General features: G+C 57.3%; 15 protein-coding genes. All 15 read right to left on the reverse strand.

Annotated elements, in window-relative coordinates:
• Positions 1-74: 74 nt before the first annotated feature.
• Positions 75-1904 carry a hypothetical protein gene (locus IPM61_00175; GenBank protein MBK8909722.1) on the reverse strand — a complete coding sequence of 610 codons (1830 nt, stop codon included), beginning with the start codon at positions 1902-1904 and terminating at the stop codon, positions 75-77.
• 143 nt (positions 1905-2047) lie between these two features.
• Complete coding sequence (locus IPM61_00180; GenBank protein ID MBK8909723.1) at positions 2048-3178, reverse strand: restriction endonuclease, SacI family; 1131 nt, start codon at positions 3176-3178, stop codon at positions 2048-2050.
• Positions 3165-4079 (reverse strand): DNA adenine methylase, encoded by a 915-nt coding sequence (locus tag IPM61_00185; GenBank protein ID MBK8909724.1) that lies wholly within the window; start codon positions 4077-4079, stop codon positions 3165-3167. The genes IPM61_00180 and IPM61_00185 overlap by 14 nt, the downstream gene beginning before the upstream one ends.
• Before the next feature lie 39 nt (positions 4080-4118).
• On the reverse strand, positions 4119-5081 hold the full coding sequence (locus IPM61_00190) for an acetyl-CoA carboxylase carboxyltransferase subunit alpha (protein MBK8909725.1): 963 nt from the start codon (positions 5079-5081) through the stop codon (positions 4119-4121).
• 71 nt (positions 5082-5152) lie between these two features.
• A complete protein-coding gene (locus IPM61_00195; protein MBK8909726.1) occupies positions 5153-7102 on the reverse strand; it encodes a glycosyltransferase in 1950 nt (649 codons plus the stop codon).
• Positions 7103-7135: 33 nt separating this feature from the next.
• The gene (locus tag IPM61_00200; protein ID MBK8909727.1) at positions 7136-7891 is read right to left on the reverse strand and encodes a polyprenol monophosphomannose synthase; all 756 of its coding nucleotides are present in this window, start codon (positions 7889-7891) and stop codon (positions 7136-7138) included.
• A gap of 27 nt (positions 7892-7918) precedes the next feature.
• On the reverse strand, positions 7919-9418 hold the full coding sequence (locus IPM61_00205) for a sugar transferase (protein ID MBK8909728.1): 1500 nt from the start codon (positions 9416-9418) through the stop codon (positions 7919-7921).
• 34 nt (positions 9419-9452) lie between these two features.
• Positions 9453-10652, reverse strand: coding sequence for a glycosyltransferase (locus IPM61_00210; GenBank protein MBK8909729.1), 1200 nt, complete (start codon positions 10650-10652; stop codon positions 9453-9455).
• Positions 10649-11860: a glycosyltransferase gene (locus tag IPM61_00215; protein ID MBK8909730.1), complete on the reverse strand. Its 1212-nt coding sequence runs from the start codon at positions 11858-11860 to the stop codon at positions 10649-10651. The genes IPM61_00210 and IPM61_00215 overlap by 4 nt, the downstream gene beginning before the upstream one ends.
• Before the next feature lie 30 nt (positions 11861-11890).
• Entirely contained in the window at positions 11891-12862 is a 972-nt protein-coding gene (locus IPM61_00220) for a glycosyltransferase family 2 protein (GenBank protein ID MBK8909731.1), read from the reverse strand.
• On the reverse strand, positions 12859-14361 hold the full coding sequence (locus IPM61_00225) for an oligosaccharide flippase family protein (protein MBK8909732.1): 1503 nt from the start codon (positions 14359-14361) through the stop codon (positions 12859-12861). The genes IPM61_00220 and IPM61_00225 overlap by 4 nt, the downstream gene beginning before the upstream one ends.
• Entirely contained in the window at positions 14318-15838 is a 1521-nt protein-coding gene (locus IPM61_00230) for an O-antigen ligase family protein (GenBank protein MBK8909733.1), read from the reverse strand. Before IPM61_00230 ends, IPM61_00225 begins: the two co-directional genes overlap by 44 nt.
• Before the next feature lie 24 nt (positions 15839-15862).
• Positions 15863-17140, reverse strand: coding sequence for a hypothetical protein (locus tag IPM61_00235; protein MBK8909734.1), 1278 nt, complete (start codon positions 17138-17140; stop codon positions 15863-15865).
• Positions 17141-17234: 94 nt separating this feature from the next.
• Positions 17235-18920 (reverse strand): hypothetical protein, encoded by a 1686-nt coding sequence (locus IPM61_00240; protein ID MBK8909735.1) that lies wholly within the window; start codon positions 18918-18920, stop codon positions 17235-17237.
• Between the two features lie 3 nt (positions 18921-18923).
• Positions 18924-20726: an SLBB domain-containing protein gene (locus IPM61_00245; protein MBK8909736.1), complete on the reverse strand. Its 1803-nt coding sequence runs from the start codon at positions 20724-20726 to the stop codon at positions 18924-18926.
• Positions 20727-20732: the final 6 nt, after the last annotated feature.

Below are 20732 nucleotides of genomic sequence, written 5' to 3' on the forward strand. Positions count from 1 at the left end.
ATAAAGCCCTCAAAAAAAGAACAGCTACTTCCCACCTGCGGGAAGTAGCTGTTGTAGTTATTGGTGCTGGGCCTCTATTCCCCTCGCTCTCCGCTGCGGCGCGACCTCATTCCTAATTTCTGCCGTCCCTCTTGTTGCGGTTGCCCTTCCCCCCCAGCGGGTCCTTGCGGCGGGCGCGCATCTTGTGGTTGGCGGTGCTCCGGTTTCGGTCGTTCCGGTGGCTGTGGCGGGGGCGGTGCAGGGCGTGCAGCCGGGCGGGGCGGAGCGCCGGGTCTTATTGCCCCACCATCCCTGGGCCTTGCTTCATGCCTGGCCTGAGGTCCGCCATCGCGGTGGTCACTTCTGGTGGGCGCGAACGGCTTTCCGCCCGCACGTTGCTCAGGGCGCGCCCCCGATTGTGGCGGACCATACTGCTCTGGCCCTCTTCCCCGTGGCTCCCCCTCGCCGCGCCGCTCTGGGCGGTCGCTACGGAAACCGGGCCGTTGTGCGTCACGTGGTGGGCCGGGCCTGTCGCGGCGGAATTCCTGCTTGTCGCGGCTTCCCCCATCATACCTTCCGGGCGGTCTTGTTCCGGTCCCCGGGCCACGCTCCCTTTGGAAATCTTTGCCACCATTGGGGCGTGCGTCGCGGCGTGGATTGGTGTCGCGGCGGTCGTCACGGGGGCGGTCGCTGCGCTGGCGGTCGTCGCGGGGACGGTCGCCACTGCGCGGCGGGGCATCGCGGCGGTTGTCGCGCCCGGCATCACGCCCACGGTTGCGGTCGCGGTCGCCGCCACCACCACCACGCCCACCAAACCGGGGCCGATCGTCGAAGACTGCGTTGGGGTTGTCCAGCAAGATCATCTCCCGCTCTTCGGCCTTGCGTTTTTCCTCGGCAATGCGGCGGCGGCGTTCTTTGGGTGACTCCGGTTTGCGGCGGCGGAAATTGTCGCGGTCGCGGTATTCGCGCGGGGGCGGGGGTGGCTCTGGAGGAAGCTCACCAAACATGAAGCGATCAAGGCTGTAGGCCGCAACCTCGAAGCTGAGAAGTTCGCGCCATTCCCCGTTCGGGATCATCTGGGTATTGAGCATCCCAATGCGGGTTCGTTCTATCCTGAGAACTTCGGCAGCAACCACCTTCAGGGAGCTAAAGATATTCTGGTACGAATCTTCCAGCAGGATGTAGCGAAGCCACATCGAGTCCTTGTTGGTTTGGACCACCTCAACGCTAAACGGGACGAAATAATCCTCGCCGATCATCACGCCGGAGCGCAATGCCCACAGTTGCTGCTCGGTCAGCACTTTGTTGATTTTCACCAGATATTCCTTTTGGATTTCGGAATCGGTGCGGTGCTGCGATTTAATGAACCGGGGGTCGTTGGTGAGTATCACCAACCCGCAGGTTGCGCGGGTAAGGCGGCCAAACGGGAAGCTCCAGGTGTATTCCGGCTCGAACAGTTCGTCAAATTTTGGGTCGCCCCGCTCGCAGGCCATTCCAACCGGTTTATGGAAGATCATGTAGTAGCATTGGCGGGGGTATTCGGTGGGGAGTTCATCAATGGTGGCGCGCTCCTTCCGAAGGTTGACTTCGTAGAAGGGTGAGGTCACCACACGGGCATTGATACGAATCCGCCCGGACAGGATAAACTGCTTGGCCAACGCTGGCGATAGATAGCGTGCCTTTGTCAGAAGTTTCGGGAGCAGCAACCGAGTGTTGCTTTGGTGGAAGAAGACGCGCGGGCGGCGTTTCCGCGTGGCGAATTCATCCACAAGTGGCATGGTTGGGCGGCGGCCACCACGTGGCGGGCGGCGGTGGGCACCTTCGGTGCGTTTGCGTTCGGAGCGGTCTCCATTGCCGTTCCGTTGTGGGTAGCCATTCGCCCTGTCTCCATTATTGGCATACCCGTAGTTGCGTTGTTGTTTCACGGTTCCCCTTGGGTGGAAAGTAGTTGTCTTGGGTTGGGCGCATTGATGACGATGTGTGCGCCGTTGAAATGGCAGAATCAGAAATTAAATTCCGATCAGTCCCATTTTTCACTGTGAGGTAACGATTATTGTCCCCGTTGTCGTTACGCTCTATCTGCCTCGGCAGCTCTTCGTAGTGCTAAAAATGCCTCCTTTAATGGTTGAGAAACTGAGCTTTCTGGTTCGGATAGAACCATTGCCTGATAGATATTCAAGAATCTGATTCTTTGCCTATGAAAGAAATGCAAAAAATGCCGAATAAATCCAACGCAGTCCAGCACTGCGAATTCAACGCCTGTTTTTTCGTAAAGAGATTTCGCGTAATTGGCAACTTCTATATCAATAATGTCTGTAGTGATAAAAATATAGTTGTCAATACTGTGTTTGAGTTTTGATAGTTTCTGGAGCGCGATGTCAATATCTAACTTGGAAACCAACTTATCTTTAACCTCATAGCAGGTGACGATATGGTTATCGTTTATCAGGGTGATTTCAATATCACCGATAGCCCCTGTCTGCTTGTCGGCTGCGTTATGCGATTGTAGCAGCTTATTCACTTCTCCGATCTGATCCTTAACCGTTTGGTATGCTGAAGCAACAAGTAGAACCGGAAGACGACTTGAGCCTTTACAGTTCAAATGCTGAATCAGCAAATTCAGAATTTCTTCAGTTGATAACGGCAGAGCATCACCCGCTTGCTGTAGATCGGCAACTAGCTGCTCCATCCGTCGCTCATTCTCCAGCTTAATAAGGGCAAGGAATCGTAGGATTTCTTGCAAGGTATTTTTAGGAGTCTCCTTTTTAAGATGAACGACCTCTAGAAGCTCAAGTGTATGCTTGTAGATTTCCTTTGGTCTTCCAACTAGCACAACATCACCAGATAAAATGCGATCAAGATTTCTGAATGCTGGAGTGAGGAATGCAGTTGTTGGATTACAAGGCAGCTGATATTTACGAATCAATGGTTCAATAAATTTTTCATCGTAAAATCTTCCAGAATATGTGCCTTCGCCTTCGATTTCCGTGTATGGTTTCCGAATATCCACGTTCGGGTTATGAATTTTAGCAAGCAGGCATGATAGCAAGAACCGAATAGGGGCCTTGTTTACACTGCACCGGCAGACAGACTCGACCTTGCCCCTTACAACTGCAGACCTCACCACGCTTTTCGACCCACTGCCGATTGCTGCTTGGTATATCCTTTCTAAAAATTCAGCCGGATTATCCTTGCTCATCAGCGAATAAAGAATGCATCCTCTTCATTTGAACGGCTTTCAACTGGTAATTCACCCAAAGGACTTCTTGCCGAACACCTTTTGTTGAGTGAATCACCCTTTCAGGGCTGTATATTTTTTGCCACTTATTTGATGGATACAACTCCTCCATCAACTCACATTCGTAGTTCGACACCGCAGCAAGCCCTTCAATTGAGTTCAGTGTTTCAGCTAAAATCCTGTGGTCATCATCGCTCATTTCAAAGCCATAGGATTTAGTGTCCCCCCGCGTTTGATGGATATAAGGGGGGTCGCAATAAAACAACGTTTCTTTGCTATCATAGAGTTTAATTACGTCAATTGCTGGGCGATTTTCAATTTGCACTCTTAATAGCCGCTCGGCAATAAACTCCAACTGCTCAATCCCGCCAAGCCACCGGCTTATCACCCCGCTCATCCCCCCTCGGCTGGTATTTTTACAATTTGCCCAGCGCCCGATGGATGCCGTTTGGGCCAACCCCGTCCGCACCTGCCTTGCACGAACGTAGAATCGCCTTGCTCGTTCAAGATTCGACAGGTTTGGATCCAGCTCGCAGGCAGCAGCAAATTCTTCTCTTGAAAATGGTGTAAGGGTTATTTGTTCAATCAGTGCTTCTTTTTCTTCCCTAAGAACCTTAAAAAAATTCACCACCTCTCCGTCAACATCGTTGTAGGTTTCCACCGAAGAGGGTTCTCGGTTAAGCAATACTGCTCCCGAGCCAGCAAACGGTTCGCAGTAATGGACGCAATCTGGAAGCTGGGGAAGCAACCAGTCAAGGTGGGAGAATTTCCCACCGTACCATCCAAAAGCAATCAGCTTTTTCGGCCTTGTGAGCTTTTGGATGGGGAGCGCGACCCGTTTATTTTTTACAGAGTTCTCCAAAATTGCAGGAAGAAAAATCGCTTTTTGAATGTTTGCAAGCTATGCCGTTACCCCATCATTAAAAACCCCCATTGCGGCGTAGCGGTCGCGGCGTTGGCGCAGCAGTTGCCGGGGCGATTGCTTGGCAAGAGTGTCCAACGCTTCAAGGATTGCGGTTTTTAGATTGTCGGCAGCCTCCTTTGGCAGCCGGTGTGCTCCGCCAATCGGTTCGGGGATGATGCCATCGGCAATCCCCATCTCCACTAAATCGCTGGCGGTTAGGCGCAATGCCTCGGCGGCTTGTTCTTTGTAATCCCAGCTTTTCCAAAGAATGCTGGAGCAGGATTCGGGGGAGATGACCGAGAACCAGGTGTTCTCCATCATCAGGAGCGTATCCCCCATTCCAATTCCCAACGCGCCACCGCTTGCCCCTTCGCCAATCACCACGTTGATGATCGGCACCTGCAATCGCGCCATCTCGAACAAATTCCGGGCGATTGATTCCGCCTGCCCCCGTTCCTCCGCCTCAATTCCGGGATAGGCCCCCGGGGTATCAATAAACGTGACGACCGGAAGGGAGAAACGCTCGGCCAGTTTCATCAGCCGCAAGGCTTTGCGGTAGCCTTCTGGGTTCGGCATTCCGAAGTTCCGCACCTTCCGTTCGTTGGTGTCGCGCCCTTTTTGCTGGCCAATCAGCACCACTTTGCGACCACCAATTTGGGCAAGCCCGCCAACAATCGCTTTGTCGTCGCCGAAGCTGCGGTCGCCGTGCATCTCAAAAAAATCGTCGCAGATCATGGCGATGTAGTCCAGCGTGTAAGGCCGGTCGGGGTGGCGCGCAAGCTGCACCCGCTGCCAACGGGTTAGCTGCTCGTACACGCTTTTGCGGAGCTTCTCCACTTTCTGCTCCAGCACCTCAATCTCCGGCCCAATATCCAGTTGGTCGGACATTGACCGCATCTCGGCAATCTTTTCTTCAATCTCTAAAATTGGTTTTTCGAACTCCAGGACGTATTTGGCCATGCTTGTTGTTGATGTTGTGTTCGGCTGTTCTTCTGTTGCTCGCCCCCCCTTTGCTTTTGCCCGGCGGTCGGCTATTGCCTGCCAGCTTCCTCCCCTAATCGTGGTGAGGCTGGGCGGGGGCGCGGCTGTTGGGTCCCCCTCATTCGGAACGTTGCCAGGATAATTTCGCAATCCAGCAGCAGCGATTGGTGCGCGGCGTAGTAGCCTTCAATGGCCGCTACTTCGCGCTCGTTTAGGCGTTCGTCGCCGCACAGCCCGGCCATTGTGAAGACCGGCGCACCAAAGCGCGAAACCCCACCCCCCACCAACGGGCGTTTCCCCAACAACGCGCTGGCAATTGCACGCATGGTGGCGGAAGAAGGGCGCGCCCAATATACAACTGGCCATAACAAGAGCATCACCCCGGCAAGGATTCGCCCACGGGTGCGTTTGGAAAGGAACGCGCCCGCGTCGGCATCCCCTGTTCCGCTGCTTCGCACCGCTGCATCTGCCGCAAGCCATTCCCCCCCTTCGCGCAAGATATGGAACCGCGTTGGCTGGCCCGAACTGTTGGCCAACGCCCGCACCACATCGCCGTAGCTGACGCTGGTGTCAAGCACGAAGATGTCGGTAAGGTGGTGGGAGTGGGCAATCTTCCCAACGTTTTCGATGGACCCCAGCAGTGGCATTGCGCCGCCGCTGGCCTGGCCAAAGGTAAGCGCAATCCGCCCCTGGACCGAAACCGGTTTGCCAAAAAAATTCCTCCGGACCGCAGCTTGGATTTCGTCGCTTGGCTCGGTGGCCGTAAGGAAGGCAATGCGGCGGATGGCATCGCCGCCGAACGTCCGTTGGTACAGCAGCCACAAGAATCGGCTTGCAACGCCGATGCTTGCCGCAACCCCCGTTGTCACCAGCACAACGCCGCGGCTGAAGGCGTACGATTTGAAGAAATAGGTCAGCGCGCTCAGCACAAAGAAACCGAGCAGGAACCCGAACGCAGCGTTGCGGGGAATCCGGTCCGATTCGTCGTAGCTGCGGGCAATCATTCCGGTTAGGACAAACAGCAGCGGCGGGACCAGCAGGACCTCAGGATAGGCATATGGCGGAAGCGTAAACAGCCCGCCGAACTGGATTTGCGCGCCGATGCTGAAACCGATCAGCGTGGCCACAATGTCAACAATCACAAACGGCCAATTGGGGATGCGCTGGTTCACCCGCGCCATCCCACGGCGAAGGCGAATGCCGGAACGAATCGGCAGCAGCATCAGCCGCGAACGGAAATGCTTCCGCGCAAAAATCTCCATCGCCTGGTAGAACATCGCGATTGCATCCAGCGAGCTTCGCCGCGTGCTTTCCCCCTGCAGGTGCATGATGGAGGTTGCCGGGTGGTAGTAGTTTTTCTTCCCCGTCATGGTGGCGCGGTAGCAAAGGTCCAGGTCCTCGCCGTAGTGGAAGAAATCGGTGTCGAAGCCGCCAAGCTGTTTCAGCAACGCGCCATGGCAAAACATAAAGCAGCCGGAAAGGGCATCAACTTCGCTGGTTTGGTTGTCGTCCAGCCACGTAAGATTGTAGCCGCCAAACAGCTTGGACTGCGGGAACAAATGGCTTAGCCCAAACACACGGCAGAAGGAGGACCAGGGGGAAGGGAATCCACGTTTGGAGGCCGGCTCGAAGCTGCCATCGCGGTTCAGGATTTTGCACCCGGCGAAGCCAGCATCGGGGTGGGAACGCATAAAATCCAGCATCACCCGCAACGTGTCCTCGCGGACGATCGTGTCGGGGTTGATAAGCAGGATGAACTCCCCAGTTGCGCGTTCAATCCCAACATTGTTCCCCCCGCCAAACCCCAAGTTGACATCCAGCGGGATGGTGATAACCTCAGGATACTCACGATTGAGCGCGGCGATTGCGCCATCGCTGCTGGCGTTATCCACCACGATGATCTCCCCTTCAATTCCGCGCATGGCAACCCGCAGCGAGGCCACCGCGTTCAGCAGCAGCTCGCGCACGTTGTAGTTGACGATGATGACGGAAAGTTCCATGTGGGGAAAGAAGGTTGGCAGCGTGCGCCTAAGCTACCCGGGCAAATACCGTTTTTTCAGCCGCCCGAACAGCTTGGAGAAGCGAAGTTTCCAGACAAGCCCGGCGGCTTCGTAAATGATGTTTTTGGACATCTTCGACACGCCATTGTGGCGTTCTTCAAAGACGATCGGAATCTCCTTAATCACCCCCCCCATGCTCCAAACCAGGAAGTTCATCTCAATCTGGAAGCTGTAGCCGTTGGAGCGGATTTGGGAAAGATCAATTTTCCGGAGGACCTCGGTGCGGAAGCATTTGTAGCCTCCGGTTCCGTCGTGCAAAGGCATTCCGGTGACGAAGCGGGAATAGACGTTGGCGAAGTAGCTAAGAAGCAAGCGGCTCATCGGCCAATTGATCACGTTCACCCCGCGGACGTAGCGGCTGCCGATAACAAGGTCGGCAGATTCGATCTCCTTCAGGAATTGCGGGATCATGGTGGGGTTGTGGCTGAAGTCGGCATCCATCTCCATGGCAACGTCGTAGCCCTGGGCCATGGCGTGTTCAAACCCGCGGCAGTAGGCGGTCCCAAGCCCCATTTTACGGGGGCGTTGCAGCAGTTGCACACGCGGTTCAGTTTCCATCACCGTACGGATGTAGTCGCCGGTTCCGTCCGGCGATCCATCGTCAACGAACAAGATGTGGACCCGGGGATCGGTCCGTAGAACGTCGCCGATTAAGGTGGGGACGTTGTCAATTTCGTTGTACGTGGGGATGATTACCAACGCACGTTGCGGTACAGAATGGTTCGGCACGGGATTCCTACGTTCAGGTTTCTGCTTTCAGGTCTGTCCTTTTCGCTTCAGGATGCGGATGACCGTGCGGAGCACGATCTCGAAGTCCAGGCGCAACGACATATTCTCGATGTAGAAAAAGTCGTGGCGCAGTTTTTCGCTGACGATCTCAACGCTTTCCACAAGCTCTTCGGCTTGGATTTGGTTCCACCCCGTCAGCCCAGGCTTCACACGGTGGCGGCGGGGATACGAGGGGAGCAACCCGGTATATTTTTCAACAAAGAACGGACGCTCAGGGCGCGGGCCAACAATGCTCATCTCCCCCAACAACACATTCCAGAATTGGGGGATTTCATCAAGGTGTGATTGGCGCATAAACCGCCCGATCCGCGTAACGCGGGGGTCGTTGGTTGCCGCCCAAGTGATCCCATATTTTTCGGCATCCACCCGCATCGAGCGGAATTTGTGGATCATAAACGGCTTCCCCCCAAGCCCCACCCGCTGCTGCGAGTAGATCACCGGCCCGCGATCTTCCAGCCAGATCAACACGCCAAGCACCAGCCACACCGGAAGGCCAAGCAGCAGAACGGCAACGGAAAAAACAAGGTCGAAGGCACGTTTCAGCCGCTGCGCCCAGACCGGCATAATCTGCGGGTTCACCTCGATCAGGGGAACGCCGTACAGGTGCTGCGCCCGCGCTTGCCCGCTCACCAGGTCGTACATATCGGGGATGATTTTGATTGCGGTGTCGGCAACGGCAGTTTCGGTCATCAGCCGCATGGCCATTTCGTGCTCATGCTTCATTCCAAAAATCGTCACCTCGACGGCGTGGTTGTCAATAATCTGGTTGATCTGGTCCACGGTTCCCACCGCGCATCGTGCAAAAGCATCGGTTGCGCCGATTGGCGTGGTGACGGTTCCAACAACAGCGTAGCCAAGCTCTGGGTCCTCGGTCAGCATCTGCAGAAGCTGGCGGCTTTGGGGGGAGTCTCCAATAATCACCGTGCGGCGCAGCCCAAGCCCAAGCCGTCGCAATCGGCGAACGATGCGGCGGACGGCACTGCGGCCAATGCCAACAGAAGCAACCACAAACGCGAAGTAGATAAGCAAGGAGATCACGCGGCGGCTTTCCATACCACCGGTTCCGCTAACGGCATCAAGATAGACCGCCACAAACAGCACCGCAAACCCCACCAGCGTCACCTTCAGCACCAGGTAGAATTCATCGAAGAAGCTGCGGTTATGGACCGCAACGTACACACCACTGAACCAAAACAGCAGAAGCCACGGAGCCACGGCCAGCACCACCACCATCAGCACCGGGAACACGGGCATCCCTTGCAGGTCCGAGAACAGGCCGCTGTTGACACGAACCAGATAGAAGAGGGTGAACGCCACCATCATCATTGCCGCATCCACCCCCACCACCAACCACAACACCGCACGCGGCGAGCGGAACGGGCGAAGCAACGCCCCGGCAAGGCTTCCCCCCCCGGTGTTGGGAATCCGTCCGCTTGGTGTTGGATGTTCAGCAATGGTGTTGTTCATGCACGAGCGTTCTGTCTGCTTTTTCCGTTTGAATTTATGTAGTGCCCTTGCTTGCCGGCTCGTCTTCCAATCGCGGGCTTGTCCAGGTTGTAAGTCCGCCGAAGAAGAGCGTCCGAATCCAACCGGCGGTTAAGCCAAGCAGCATCAGCGTGAAGAAGGTGGGATACTGCACCGCCGGGATATTGATCCGCAGCCGTTCAAGCAACAGCCCAATGGCAACCGCAAGAAACCACAGGACCGAGAACCCCGCAACAGCGTAGTAGCCAATCCCCCCAACAGCTAATGCAAGGGGGATGCTGGTTAGGAAAACCACCACTGCCGGGATTGATGCCAAATGCCGAAGCAGTTTATGGGACCAAATCTGGAAACCAACCCACGAACGCCACGGAAAGCGGGTCCCCGGGAAGGCAAGAAGCGTTACGGCCGATTGTCGCCCAATCCGTAGCCGCCGTCCTGTCTCGCTCCACAGCGTCCGGCGGTTGATCTCCCGGATCAATAACGATGGCTCAAACCACACCCGTTTCCCCCGAAGCGCGATGTTAAGGACTAGATACGCATCGTCCGACATGGAATAGTTTTGGGGGGGAACATAGCTGCCACGCCGCACGGCAAAACACTGCCCCGTTGGGCCAACAGTGGTCCACACCAACGACTCGTTGGCACGCAGCCGATCCTCCATTCCCGCGTAACTTTTCTCTCCGACGTTTCCGGCGTTCACCGTCTCGTCAATCGTGATCATTCGTGCAACCACACCGCCAACATCGGGATCGGCAAAGCAGCGAGCGATGATCGTCATCGCATCGGAGTTAAAGGTTCCGTCGGCATCGGTAAACACGATCAGATCCGATGAAGCTTGATCCGCCAATCCAAAAACAATCCTGGCTTTGCCGCGCCGGCTGAAACGGTGAAGCTCAATGGTTGGGTCCTTCGCCATGAACTCACGGATGATCTCATCGGTGCGGTCGGTGGAGTTATCGGAACCGATCATAAACCGGAGCAAATGGCGGGGATACTCAAGCTCCAGATAGTTCTGCAACTTCGCGCCAATCAAGCGTTCCTCATTGTAGGCCGCCAGCACAATCGTCACCGAAGGAAGCGGGCAATCCGCCGCACCGGAACGCAATGGTCGTGGGCGTAGCTTGGCAAGCAACGCTATCAGCAATGGGTAGGCGATGAAGACATACACCAACCAGCTAACCGACAGGTAAAACAGAATGGTTATCGCAGTCATCATGCGGCCACGCTCCCCCCTTTGGACCGTTGCACCGCCAGTTCAATCATCGCCTCGTACTTCCCCCCAACGGAGTCAAGCGAGTAGGTGTGCTGGGCAAGCTGGAGCGATGCTTCGGAGAGCCTTGCGCGAAGTTCGGCATCGTTCAACAGGCGGACCACTGCGTCGGCAAAATCTTGAGGGTGGTCGGCGGCAAGGTAATGGATTCCGGGTTCGGCATCGTTCCCTTCGGCACCGATTGCCGTGCTGACGATTGGGATTCCGGCGGACATCATCTCCACCATCTTCACCCGCATCCCCCCCCCAACGCGCAGCGGAATCAGGCCAATCCCCACGCGGCTGTAGAACTCACCGATGGAGTTCACTTTGCCGTGGATCTTCAGGTTTGGAGAATCAGTGGGAAGCTGGCGCAGCGGCGGATCGGCACCGACAAGGTGGCAGATTGCCATGGGGAATTTTTGGGTAATCAGCGGAAGGATTTCGTTGGCGAACCAGATTGCAGAATCGCGGTTTGGAGCCCAGGCCATGTTCCCCAGCATAATCATGGAGTTGGGTTCGCGCTGGGCAACCGGGCAGAACGGAAACGCCGAAAGGTCCACCGCGGCTGGTATCGTCCGCAATGGAAGCCCGGGGGCAAAGGCGCGTATTGCCTCAAGGTCCCGCTGGGTAATTGCTGCGCAGGTGTCGGCGCGGCGCGTCTGCGCAACCTCGAAGCGTTCCCAGCGCTGGCATTGCAGCGCAAGGTAGCGGCGCATCAGCGGGTTGGTGACGCGGGAAAGATGGCGGCGGTAAATCTCATGCTCCACATTGTGGCTTCGCAAAAAATAGGGAAGTCCGTAGCGGGATTTCATGTAGGCTCCATACTGCGCAACGTGCGCCTGGTCCACATACATGGCATCGAACCGGTGCTTGGCTTGCAAGGAATCAAGCAGCGGATAGACACGGTCCAGGTCCTTCTTCCAAACGGTGTATGGGCATTCGTTGAACAAGGTCAGCCCCGCGCCAATCGCGGTTGGAAGCGGGGTGAACCGCACTTGATGGAGCTGGCACAACGGCTGCAACGGGCTGGTATCAATTTCTTCATCCTCCACCGCCACCAGATGCACCGTGTGGCCACGCCCGGCAAGGCTGCGAACCGCTTGGTACATGCAGATGCGCGCACCATCGGTTGGCGGGTAGGGAACGCGGGATGTGATGCCAAGAATGTTCATGGATAGAGCAAGGGATTCACAGCGCGGCTGTTATTGAATGGGAGCGATTGGGCTATCCCGTTTCAGGTATGAATTTGCGATGTTCCTTCCGGTGTTGGCGGCATTTGGGCGAACCAATCCAGCGATTGGATACAGCACCGCACGCAGCACGTTCCCCACATGAACAAAAACCTCCGACAGGATTCTTCCAGGAAGCGTAAGATGCTTGCGTGCAAACACCCGGCGCGAGCGGCGAACAACCCGATAAAACCACCACGGGTGGCTTCGGGAGCTTTGGCTGATAAGATGCACCACCCGCGCTTCCGGCTGGTGGACCACCTGCAACCCACGGTCGGCGACCCGTTTGCAAAGGTCGCATTCTTCAAAGTACATGAAGAAGGCGGGATCGAACCCGCCGATGTCTCGGAATAATGATCTGGGGATCATCAACGCCGCACCGTGCACCGCTTGGACGGCGTGGAGTTCCCCAAAACCATGCTTCGGCTTCGGCGCAAAAAATCCGCTGAGGAACGGGAGCCACCGGGAGAAGCGGCTTAGCCAGAAGTAATCGCAGAACGTGCGCCATGCTGTGGGATAGTTCAGGATGCAATCCTGGTAGCTTCCATCGTGGTTCAGCAGCAACGCCCCCACCACGCCGCATTGCGCCTGCTGGCCGAAGGTTGCGGCCATTGCCTGAATGGCTCCGGGCTGCACAACCGTGTCGGTGTTCAGCAGCAGCAAGGCCGCGCCGGTGGCAGCTTCCGCGCCCAAATTATTCCCCCTTCCGAAGCCCACATTTCCACCGGCTTCAATCACTTTCACGGTTGGGAATTGTTCCCGAACGGCGTTGGCGCTGCCGTCGTGGCTTGCGTTGTCCACCACAATCACTTCAAGGCCGAACGCCGCCGAATCCGCCAGCGAATCGAACACGGACTGAATGGCCTGCAGCGTCAGCTGGCGGGTGTTGTAGCTGACGAAGATAACGCTAACATCGGGGGAAGAACCGGCCACAGGAATGTTCATGATGCGCGCACCGTCCGAAGCAATTGCACGTCCCTTGCCGTCACCAACCGAACCACAGCAGCCACCAACGGGACGGCCACGGCCAGCAATGCAATCCGCCACCAAACCTGCCCCTGCGGAAGAACCCACGCGGCAACCGCAACCGCAGCCGCCACCCCCCACACACGAAGCAGCGCGCTCCGCACCGCGCCACGCATGGCGTTGGGAAGGAAGAAGGTTTGCAGGATAACAAGCATCGCCACCGAGAAGATTTTTGCAATCACCACCGACTCCAACGTGCCAAAGATTACCACCGCGCCCACCTCGAAAATGATGGAGACCGCAAGCCCGAACAGCACCCCGTACAGCACCTGCGGACGGCGGCCCATAGCCATCAGCAACTGGTCCAGCGTGACAACAAGGAAGGTGAGCATATTGGCAAAACTGTACAGCCGCAGCAGCTGGGTATCGGCGGCATATTCCGCGCCGAAGATCAGCATGATCTGCGGAGCCAACGCCACGCAGAACAGGGAGATACCCACCCCAACCGCCCCAATCACACGGACACCAACCGAGCCGACTTGGGCAAGGGAAATATCCACGCGCTGCCGTTTATAGACCTGTGCAACCACCGGGGCCAACGTGATGCTGGCGATAATGGCAATGAACAACGTCCCTTGCAGCACCCGTATCGGCACACTGATGGCCGCAATCTGCTGAAGCCCGCCGAAATGCCCCACCACAAGCGTTTCAATCTGCCCTTGCATCTGGGCAACGGCCCCGAACAGGGCAATCGGCAACGAGGCACGCACCACGGCCATGGAATATCGCTTGGGGGACTTCACCCACAACCCGCGCCCCCGCAGGCGAACAACCACCGGAAGCATGATTGCAAGAAACCCAGGGACGCTGGCCACCGCAATGCAGACCATCACACGCTCGGGGGTAAGCATCCCTTGCCAACGAAGCAGCATCACCAGGGCAAGGATCAGCACCCCATCAAGCAGTGCGAACAAGCTAACCATGTACCCCCTACCTTTCAGCCGCCAGACCACCTCAAATATCTGGCGAAGTCCGGTGAGTTTACTTGAGAAAAAGATGGCCAAATAGCCCAAATTGACAAGCAGCAAAAAGCGGGGTTCGGCAACGGTTATCAGGTACAGGTTCATCCCAAGCCATGCCAGCAGGATCAGCAATCCGCGCAGCAGTAACCCGGTGCGGAAGGCTGGGTTGGGGGTGTGGCGGGCAACCGCCATTCGGGGCATCAGCGTTGCAACAAGGCCAAAGTCGGCAATGCCGGTGGCGATTCCCAACGGAGCCAGCGCAAGGCTGTATAACCCAAATTCTTCCTTTGGCAGCGTGCGCACCAGCACCAGCATCAGGCCGAACGCGGTGGCAGCATTCAGCCCTTGAAGGATCACCCCCAACAGCATATCGGGACCAACGCCAACGCCACGGAAACGTTTGGCGATCACCTTAAATGCTCCCCGTTGCGGCTGAAGCGTTCGGCATGGAACCATCCGTCGGCTGCGCCAACAAACGCTCCGTTGTGGCCTGCGGCAACTGCGCTGCTGTCATGCTTCGGTTCACATAATCAAGCACTGCCCAAAACAGCAGGATTGTGAACGTCCCGCTAAACTCACTCACTTGGTTGGACGTTGTGTTTGTAAGAGAGGAAGCAACAAAGAAACAGAGCGCGCAGACAGCCGCCGCCCGAAGGAACCGATCACTGCTTGGCGGATACCGAAGCATCAGCCGGGCAGGTGGATAGAAGTACATAAACAGGAAGAAGAGGCCCAGCGGTATCCCAAACTTGTAGAAAGGCCACAACCAACCATTGTGAAAGAAGGAGGAGTAGATGGTCCCCCGGCGGCCCGGTGCGTTATCGTAATAGTGATAAAGAACCCCGTAGCCATATCCAATCAGGGGGGAGCGTTCGATATACTTCAGCGCAGCGGCTTGTTCGCGTGCGCGGGATTGGAGCGAGCGGTCGCTGCTGGCTTGGTTCACGGTTGCCATTCGTTTGACGATCCCCGCGCCAATTGTCTCAATCACTCCAGGGAACATCGCGTACCCCAACCCAACCCCGCCAAGCAGCATCGCGCAGATAGCAACCAGAAGTCGTTTGCGAACTGCACCACCAACAAGGAAAAGCATCATCACCAACGCGCCAAACCCCGACAGGATTGGCCCACGCGATAAACTGATCAGCAACCCAACAAACCCCAGCCCCATCCCACACAACGCAAGCACCCCCAGCCGCAAGCTGCGCGCATAACCAAAGACGGTTGCGCAGACCAGCATCCATGCCATTGCTACATTCTCATGCGAGACGGAGCGGGTGGCCATCAGCTCCGCTTCAACCACCGCGTTCACCAACTTCTGCTTGTACATGGTGATGGCGAACAAGCTGTTGAACAATGCAACAATAGAGAAGAGGGTCAACAACCAGATCACATCCTCACGCTTGTTCAAGATTGAGCGCACAGGGAAATAGAGCAACAAGTTGGCCACCGAAAGCCATTCGGTGAAGAACCGCGAGACCATTCCATCGTTGATGGAAAACGTGAGAATGGAAAGCAGGCTAGAGAACAGGAAGAACGAGATAAACAGGAAGTCAAAACTGGAGCGGATGATGGGGCGGCGATAGACCAGAAGTTCTTTCCCAAGCCAGATCATCACACCGCCAATCACCCACACCCCAAACGCCACATCGCCAGCGGTGATCCCTTCCCCCCCACCAAGCAGGTTGAACGCTTCGCCCAGCACCGCCGAATAGATCCAGAGCTTCTCGTTATGCCATACACAAACCAGCGCAAGCAACGCCACCGGAAGCCCGAGGAAAGCGGCCTCAACTCCGGTCATTTCAAAACCCATGTTTCCCAGATAGCAGGCGGCGGCCAACCCAAGGGCCAACGCCACCACCGTCCAAACCGTGAAGGTCCGTCCGGTTGGGATGAACGAAGGGATCGGGAAATTCTGCGTGGTGCTGGACACAGGCGGATCTCTTTCTCTCTACTCCTATTTCTCGATCAGTTTGCTTCCAGTTTCCGGCGATTGCTTCAGTGGCTGGGCCAACGGTGCGGCGGGGACGCTGCCAACAACATAGGCACGGTAACGGCGGTTGAAATTCTGGAAGTAGCTAACAATCGCGATAACCAGATAGCACGTCAGGAAGGTCCCGATAAACGCCCCGGCAATCAGCAGCGAGCGTTTTGGGCGGGCTTTTGTTGGCGGCACAAACGCGGCATCAAGGATGTTCAGCACCGGGATGTTCCGCGCTTCCTCCAACTTCATCTGCTCGTACATCGGCTCCAACAACGCCAGCACTTTGGCGTTGACTTCGTAGTTCCCTTTCAGGTCCAAATACTCAACGGCAGATTTCGGCAAGGAATTGAGTTTCACCCCGGGAAGCACGCCAACATTTCCGGCAGCCAGTTTCCGCCCCTGATCTTCAAGCTGCGTCAGCACTGCTTTTTCCACCACCACTTGCGGGTCGTCGGCACCCAGCTGTTCGGTTAAGACTTTCACCCGTGCGCGCTGCCTTCCAATTTCGATCTCCGTCTTCTGCACCGACTCGCTAATCACCACCGCTTGCTCCTCCGGCGCAAACAGTCGTGTGGATTCCATGAACGCGCCCAACCGAAGCTGTAGCGAATCCTGCATCCGTTTGACTTGGATGTACCGCTGCTCAACATACTGGGTAATCGGCTGCGACTCGCGGCGGTTCAAATCGCGCGAGATTGCGTTGGCAATCTCCACCACATCGGTGGCCATTTTCTGCGCCAGCTTCGGGTCCGTGTCGTAGATGCTGATGATAATGGTCCCTTCGTTCTGCGGCTCGATGTCAATGTTATCGGAAATTCTTCCGTACATCAGGTCGGGCCGATCCTTCGGGATGTCGTAATGGCGGTACAGGTCGTAGCGGGCAATCAGGCTATCCTGCACCGAACGGCTCATCAGCAATGCAGCCCGGGTGTAGCCGTTCTCGCTTGCGGCCCGCCCAACCAACCGCCCTAACGCAGCATCTTTCAAGCTGGCAGCGATGTTGCCGAACAGGTTGTCCAGCGGCGTTCCGGACTTGTTCGGCGGAACCGCCACCGCCGAAGCCACAAACTCCGGCTCGACGACGTAGTAGGCATAGTACGCCATCCCCGCCGTTGCCATCAACGAAAGGAGGAGCACCCAGAACCACGTTTTCCGAAGCAAACGGTACTGCTCGAACAGCATCACCTGCCCGCTCAGTTTCATCCGCTCGTCCGGTTGCTCAATAATCAGTTGTTCTCGTGAAGAAGGCATTGTCTCGGGTAAATCTCTTTTGTCGGGAAAAATTTCTGGCTGCCTTGCCGGCTTCTGCGGCTTTATCCGTGCGGGCGCGCCCCGCTTCGGGACCTCACCCTCCTATCCTCACTCCAATCCATGCTTGCAGGTCCTCTTCATCGGCTTGCGCCGTGCGGCTGGTGGCGTTCCGGAACCCGACGAATCGGATACGGACATCGCGAAGCAGCTCGTACTCAAGCTCCAACCGAAGCCGCGTTGCTTCCTCAACATCGCCATCAAGGAAGGTGACTTCGTAGGAATCGCGGCCACCAAGGAACCCTTCGCGAACGTCGCCGCCAACGTTCCGCACCAGCCCGGTGTCGGCCACGATGTTCGCGCCATGCTTGCCATACCCTGCGGTAAGCTGCGCCGTTAGGTTGGGAAGCAGCGTCAGTGCCAGCCGCGCCTCCATCATGTAGGAATTTGGCTCCAACCCGCCCGCTGCCAACGATACTCCATCGTGGATATACGCCCCGATGGAGTTGTCGAAATGGGTGTAGGTATAAGGTTCAATCCGCGTGTAGCTGATGCCGATGTCCGCTTGGTCAATCGGGAAGGCAAGGGCTTTCCCCGCCACGCGCCACGCCGTTTTGTTCCCCCAATAGTTGGTCCCGATGTTGCCAAAAATCAGATCATCCAACATGAACTCCCCCTCCAAAAAAACGCCGTCGAACGGGTTGGCCGCAAGGCTGGCGTACATGAAAGAATTATCCCGGTCGCGAAGGTAATGCTCCTGCGATTTCAGGAAGTTGAACGGGTTCAGATAGCCGATCTCGAACGGGCGACCGCTGTAGATTACTGCCTCGCCCAGGGAGGCCCGCAGCCCAGCAAACGGGCCGATGCTGACCAAGTGGGCGGCCAGATATTTCGGTGGAATCTCGGCAAAGGGACCGAACGGAGGTGTTCCATTTTCCAACGTTGCATCGGCCAACAGCGCGGCATGAATGTGGCTGAAAGCAAACCGCCCGAACCCCGCCGTCAGCCGCAAGTAGTCAACGTTGGAGGGGAGCAAGGAGCCAAGCAGAAGGCTTTCCTCCAGCCCGCCGCCAAGCTGAATCCGCTCGCGCCCAAGCTCGGCAGCAAGCCCGCCGAACTGCGCCCGCAGGTGGCCGGAGGAGAAGTCAACATCGCGCCCCTGCCCGATTACCCCGAACTTCCCCGCCCGCTTCAGCCGCGGATCCCGAAGCGCAAGAAGCGTGTCGCCCACCACGGTCCCGTTGGTCAGCCGCGCACCGAATCCGACGTGGTCCAGCAGCGTCCCGCGAAGCTGCGCCCCGGCTTGCAGAATGCCAGTTTGCAGCTTATCGTTTGGAGCCGTGCGGAACTCACCATCAAGGATCGGCTCGGCAATCACCCGCACGCCCTGGGCGGTGTCGCGGAACTCGAAGTAGGCCAGCGGAAGATTGCTGAATAGATCATCCGTGATCCACTGGCTTGGGGAATCGCTTCCGGTTTTGAACAGCACCGCAATCGGGATCCGCGATTGGTCCGCGCCGATGCTTGCGGCATGGTAGGCCGCGCTGCGGCGGATACTGTTGGGAAGCGTCGTATCGGCGGCGGCGGCATCCAGAAATCGCAAGGCATCGCCACGGGAGATTGGAAGATGCTCGCGGGGGAACTCCGGAATCCCGCCGAACTCACGTGCGCGGATCAGCGTGCGGGTTGCGGGGTGGTCCAGCGGAAGAAGCTCGGTTTGCGCAATCGCCCCTTGCCAACCGGCAAGCAGCAACCCAAGCAGCAAAGCCAACCAGATCCTCATGGCTTACTCCTTCTTGGTGAGCGCATCAATGATGTTGATGACGGTGTTGGCAATCAACAGAATGCCCGAGGTGATGCCGATGATTGTTCCGGCAATTTCCAGCGACGTTCGCGCTGGGGTGTCGCGGTCGCCCGGGACGTAGATGCGGTCGCCGGAGGTGATCTGGGTGCAGCAGATATCTTCCCACACTCCGGTTCCGTACTTCTCCACAATCACGCGGTCGGCGTTTGCGGCCTCGGTGTAGCCGCCGGCGGCTTTCACGTAGTACTCGTTCTCCACCCCCTCTTTTATCGCCACCCAGCCTGGCCGTTGCACGCGGCCATAAACGTACACCCCGCCCGGGTCGCGCGGGATGATGATCTCATCACCCCCCAGCAGGGTGACATCTTGCTGCTGGTTTCCTTTGGCGAACAGTTCAACAAAATCTACCGAGACGCGGTTCTCCTGAAGCTCGTTATCGAACTTAAAACGGGTAGAGTCTTCCAGGTTCAGGGTGCTATTGGCCATGCCGGCAATCGGGTCCGACAGCAGTGGTTTTGTGCGGTACTTGTTCGGGTCCAGGCCGCGAATGATGTGGGCACCGGAAAGCGAGGCGTTGGGGGTCATTCCGCCAGCGGCGGCAATCACTTCCGAGAGTTTCGTCTGGCCGTTGACCACCGGATAGACCGCCGGGTTCATCACCTCCCCTTCCACCGTCACAAAGCCTGTGCGGATCGTGGCCCGCGTGGCGGCTTGCCGTGGAATCACAATCTGATCGCCCGGGGAAAGCATCTGCGAAGCCAGCGCCGCCGTGTCGCGAATGTTCAGCGGAACCCGCTCGGTGCCGGCGGCAGAGTATCGGGCAATGTAAGCTCCGTCAAGGTCGGCATCTTCGCGCACGCCGCTGGCAAGCCGCAGCAGCATCAAGGCGTTATCCCCCTGGCGATAGGGAACCTCGCTGGTGGCGTTTACCGCGCCAGCAATCGCGATGGTGGGGTCGAACGGTGATGTTTTTTCCACCACCACTTCATCCCCTTCGCGAAGGGTTGGATTGTCGGAGTCGTTGCCAAATGCGCGGTAGCGGGCAAGGTCCGCGTAGTCGCTGGTTCCGTCGTTGTGGCGGATCACAAGGCGGCGGACGATGCGGTTCCCGCTTAACGTGTAGCCGATGTCGCGGGTCCCAATGCCGCTTTGGTTGCGCTGATATTCCACCCGCTCAAGCTCCCCTTTTTGTTTGTCGGGGAGGTCCTTCGGCAGCCGGTTGGCCGCACCGATTGCGGTGCTTGCACGATCCGCCGCGCTAAGCACGTACGGCCCCGGCGAAGGAACGTCGCCGCTGACCCGCACGTAAATGGCGCGGGGGCTTAGCAACGCCACCGCCACGCCGCTTTGATAGACCCTTCCGCCGCGTGCACGGAACAGCGAATCCACCGTTTGGCGGAAGCCAAGCAGCGTCATGCCGCGAACATCCACTAACGGAAGGCCGCGCGGCAGCAGCACGGTGTTGTCCATCCCAACCGCCAGCGGAAACTGCCCGCCATTGGCTTGCTCGAATCCGGGGATTGAGAGCATCAGTTGATCGGTGGGACCAAGCCGGTAGCTTGCCGGATTGATCTGCCGCTCGATGGGAAGCACCTCTTTCAAATCAACGACCTTCCCAGCCTCCATTTTCCCAAACGGCGATTCATCGCTGCCGGACGACGCGCTTTGCTCACCCGTGACCGGCTTCGGTTGGGCCAGCAACGTGGCAACGCCAACGGCAAGCAGCATCAAGACAAGAACCGCGTGGAGAATAGAAGGAACGATGCGAACGTGTGGGACCAGCATGGAAAG

Source organism: Chlorobiota bacterium, from assembly GCA_016710285.1.
Lineage (GTDB): Bacteria > Bacteroidota > Ignavibacteria > OLB7 > OLB7 > OLB7.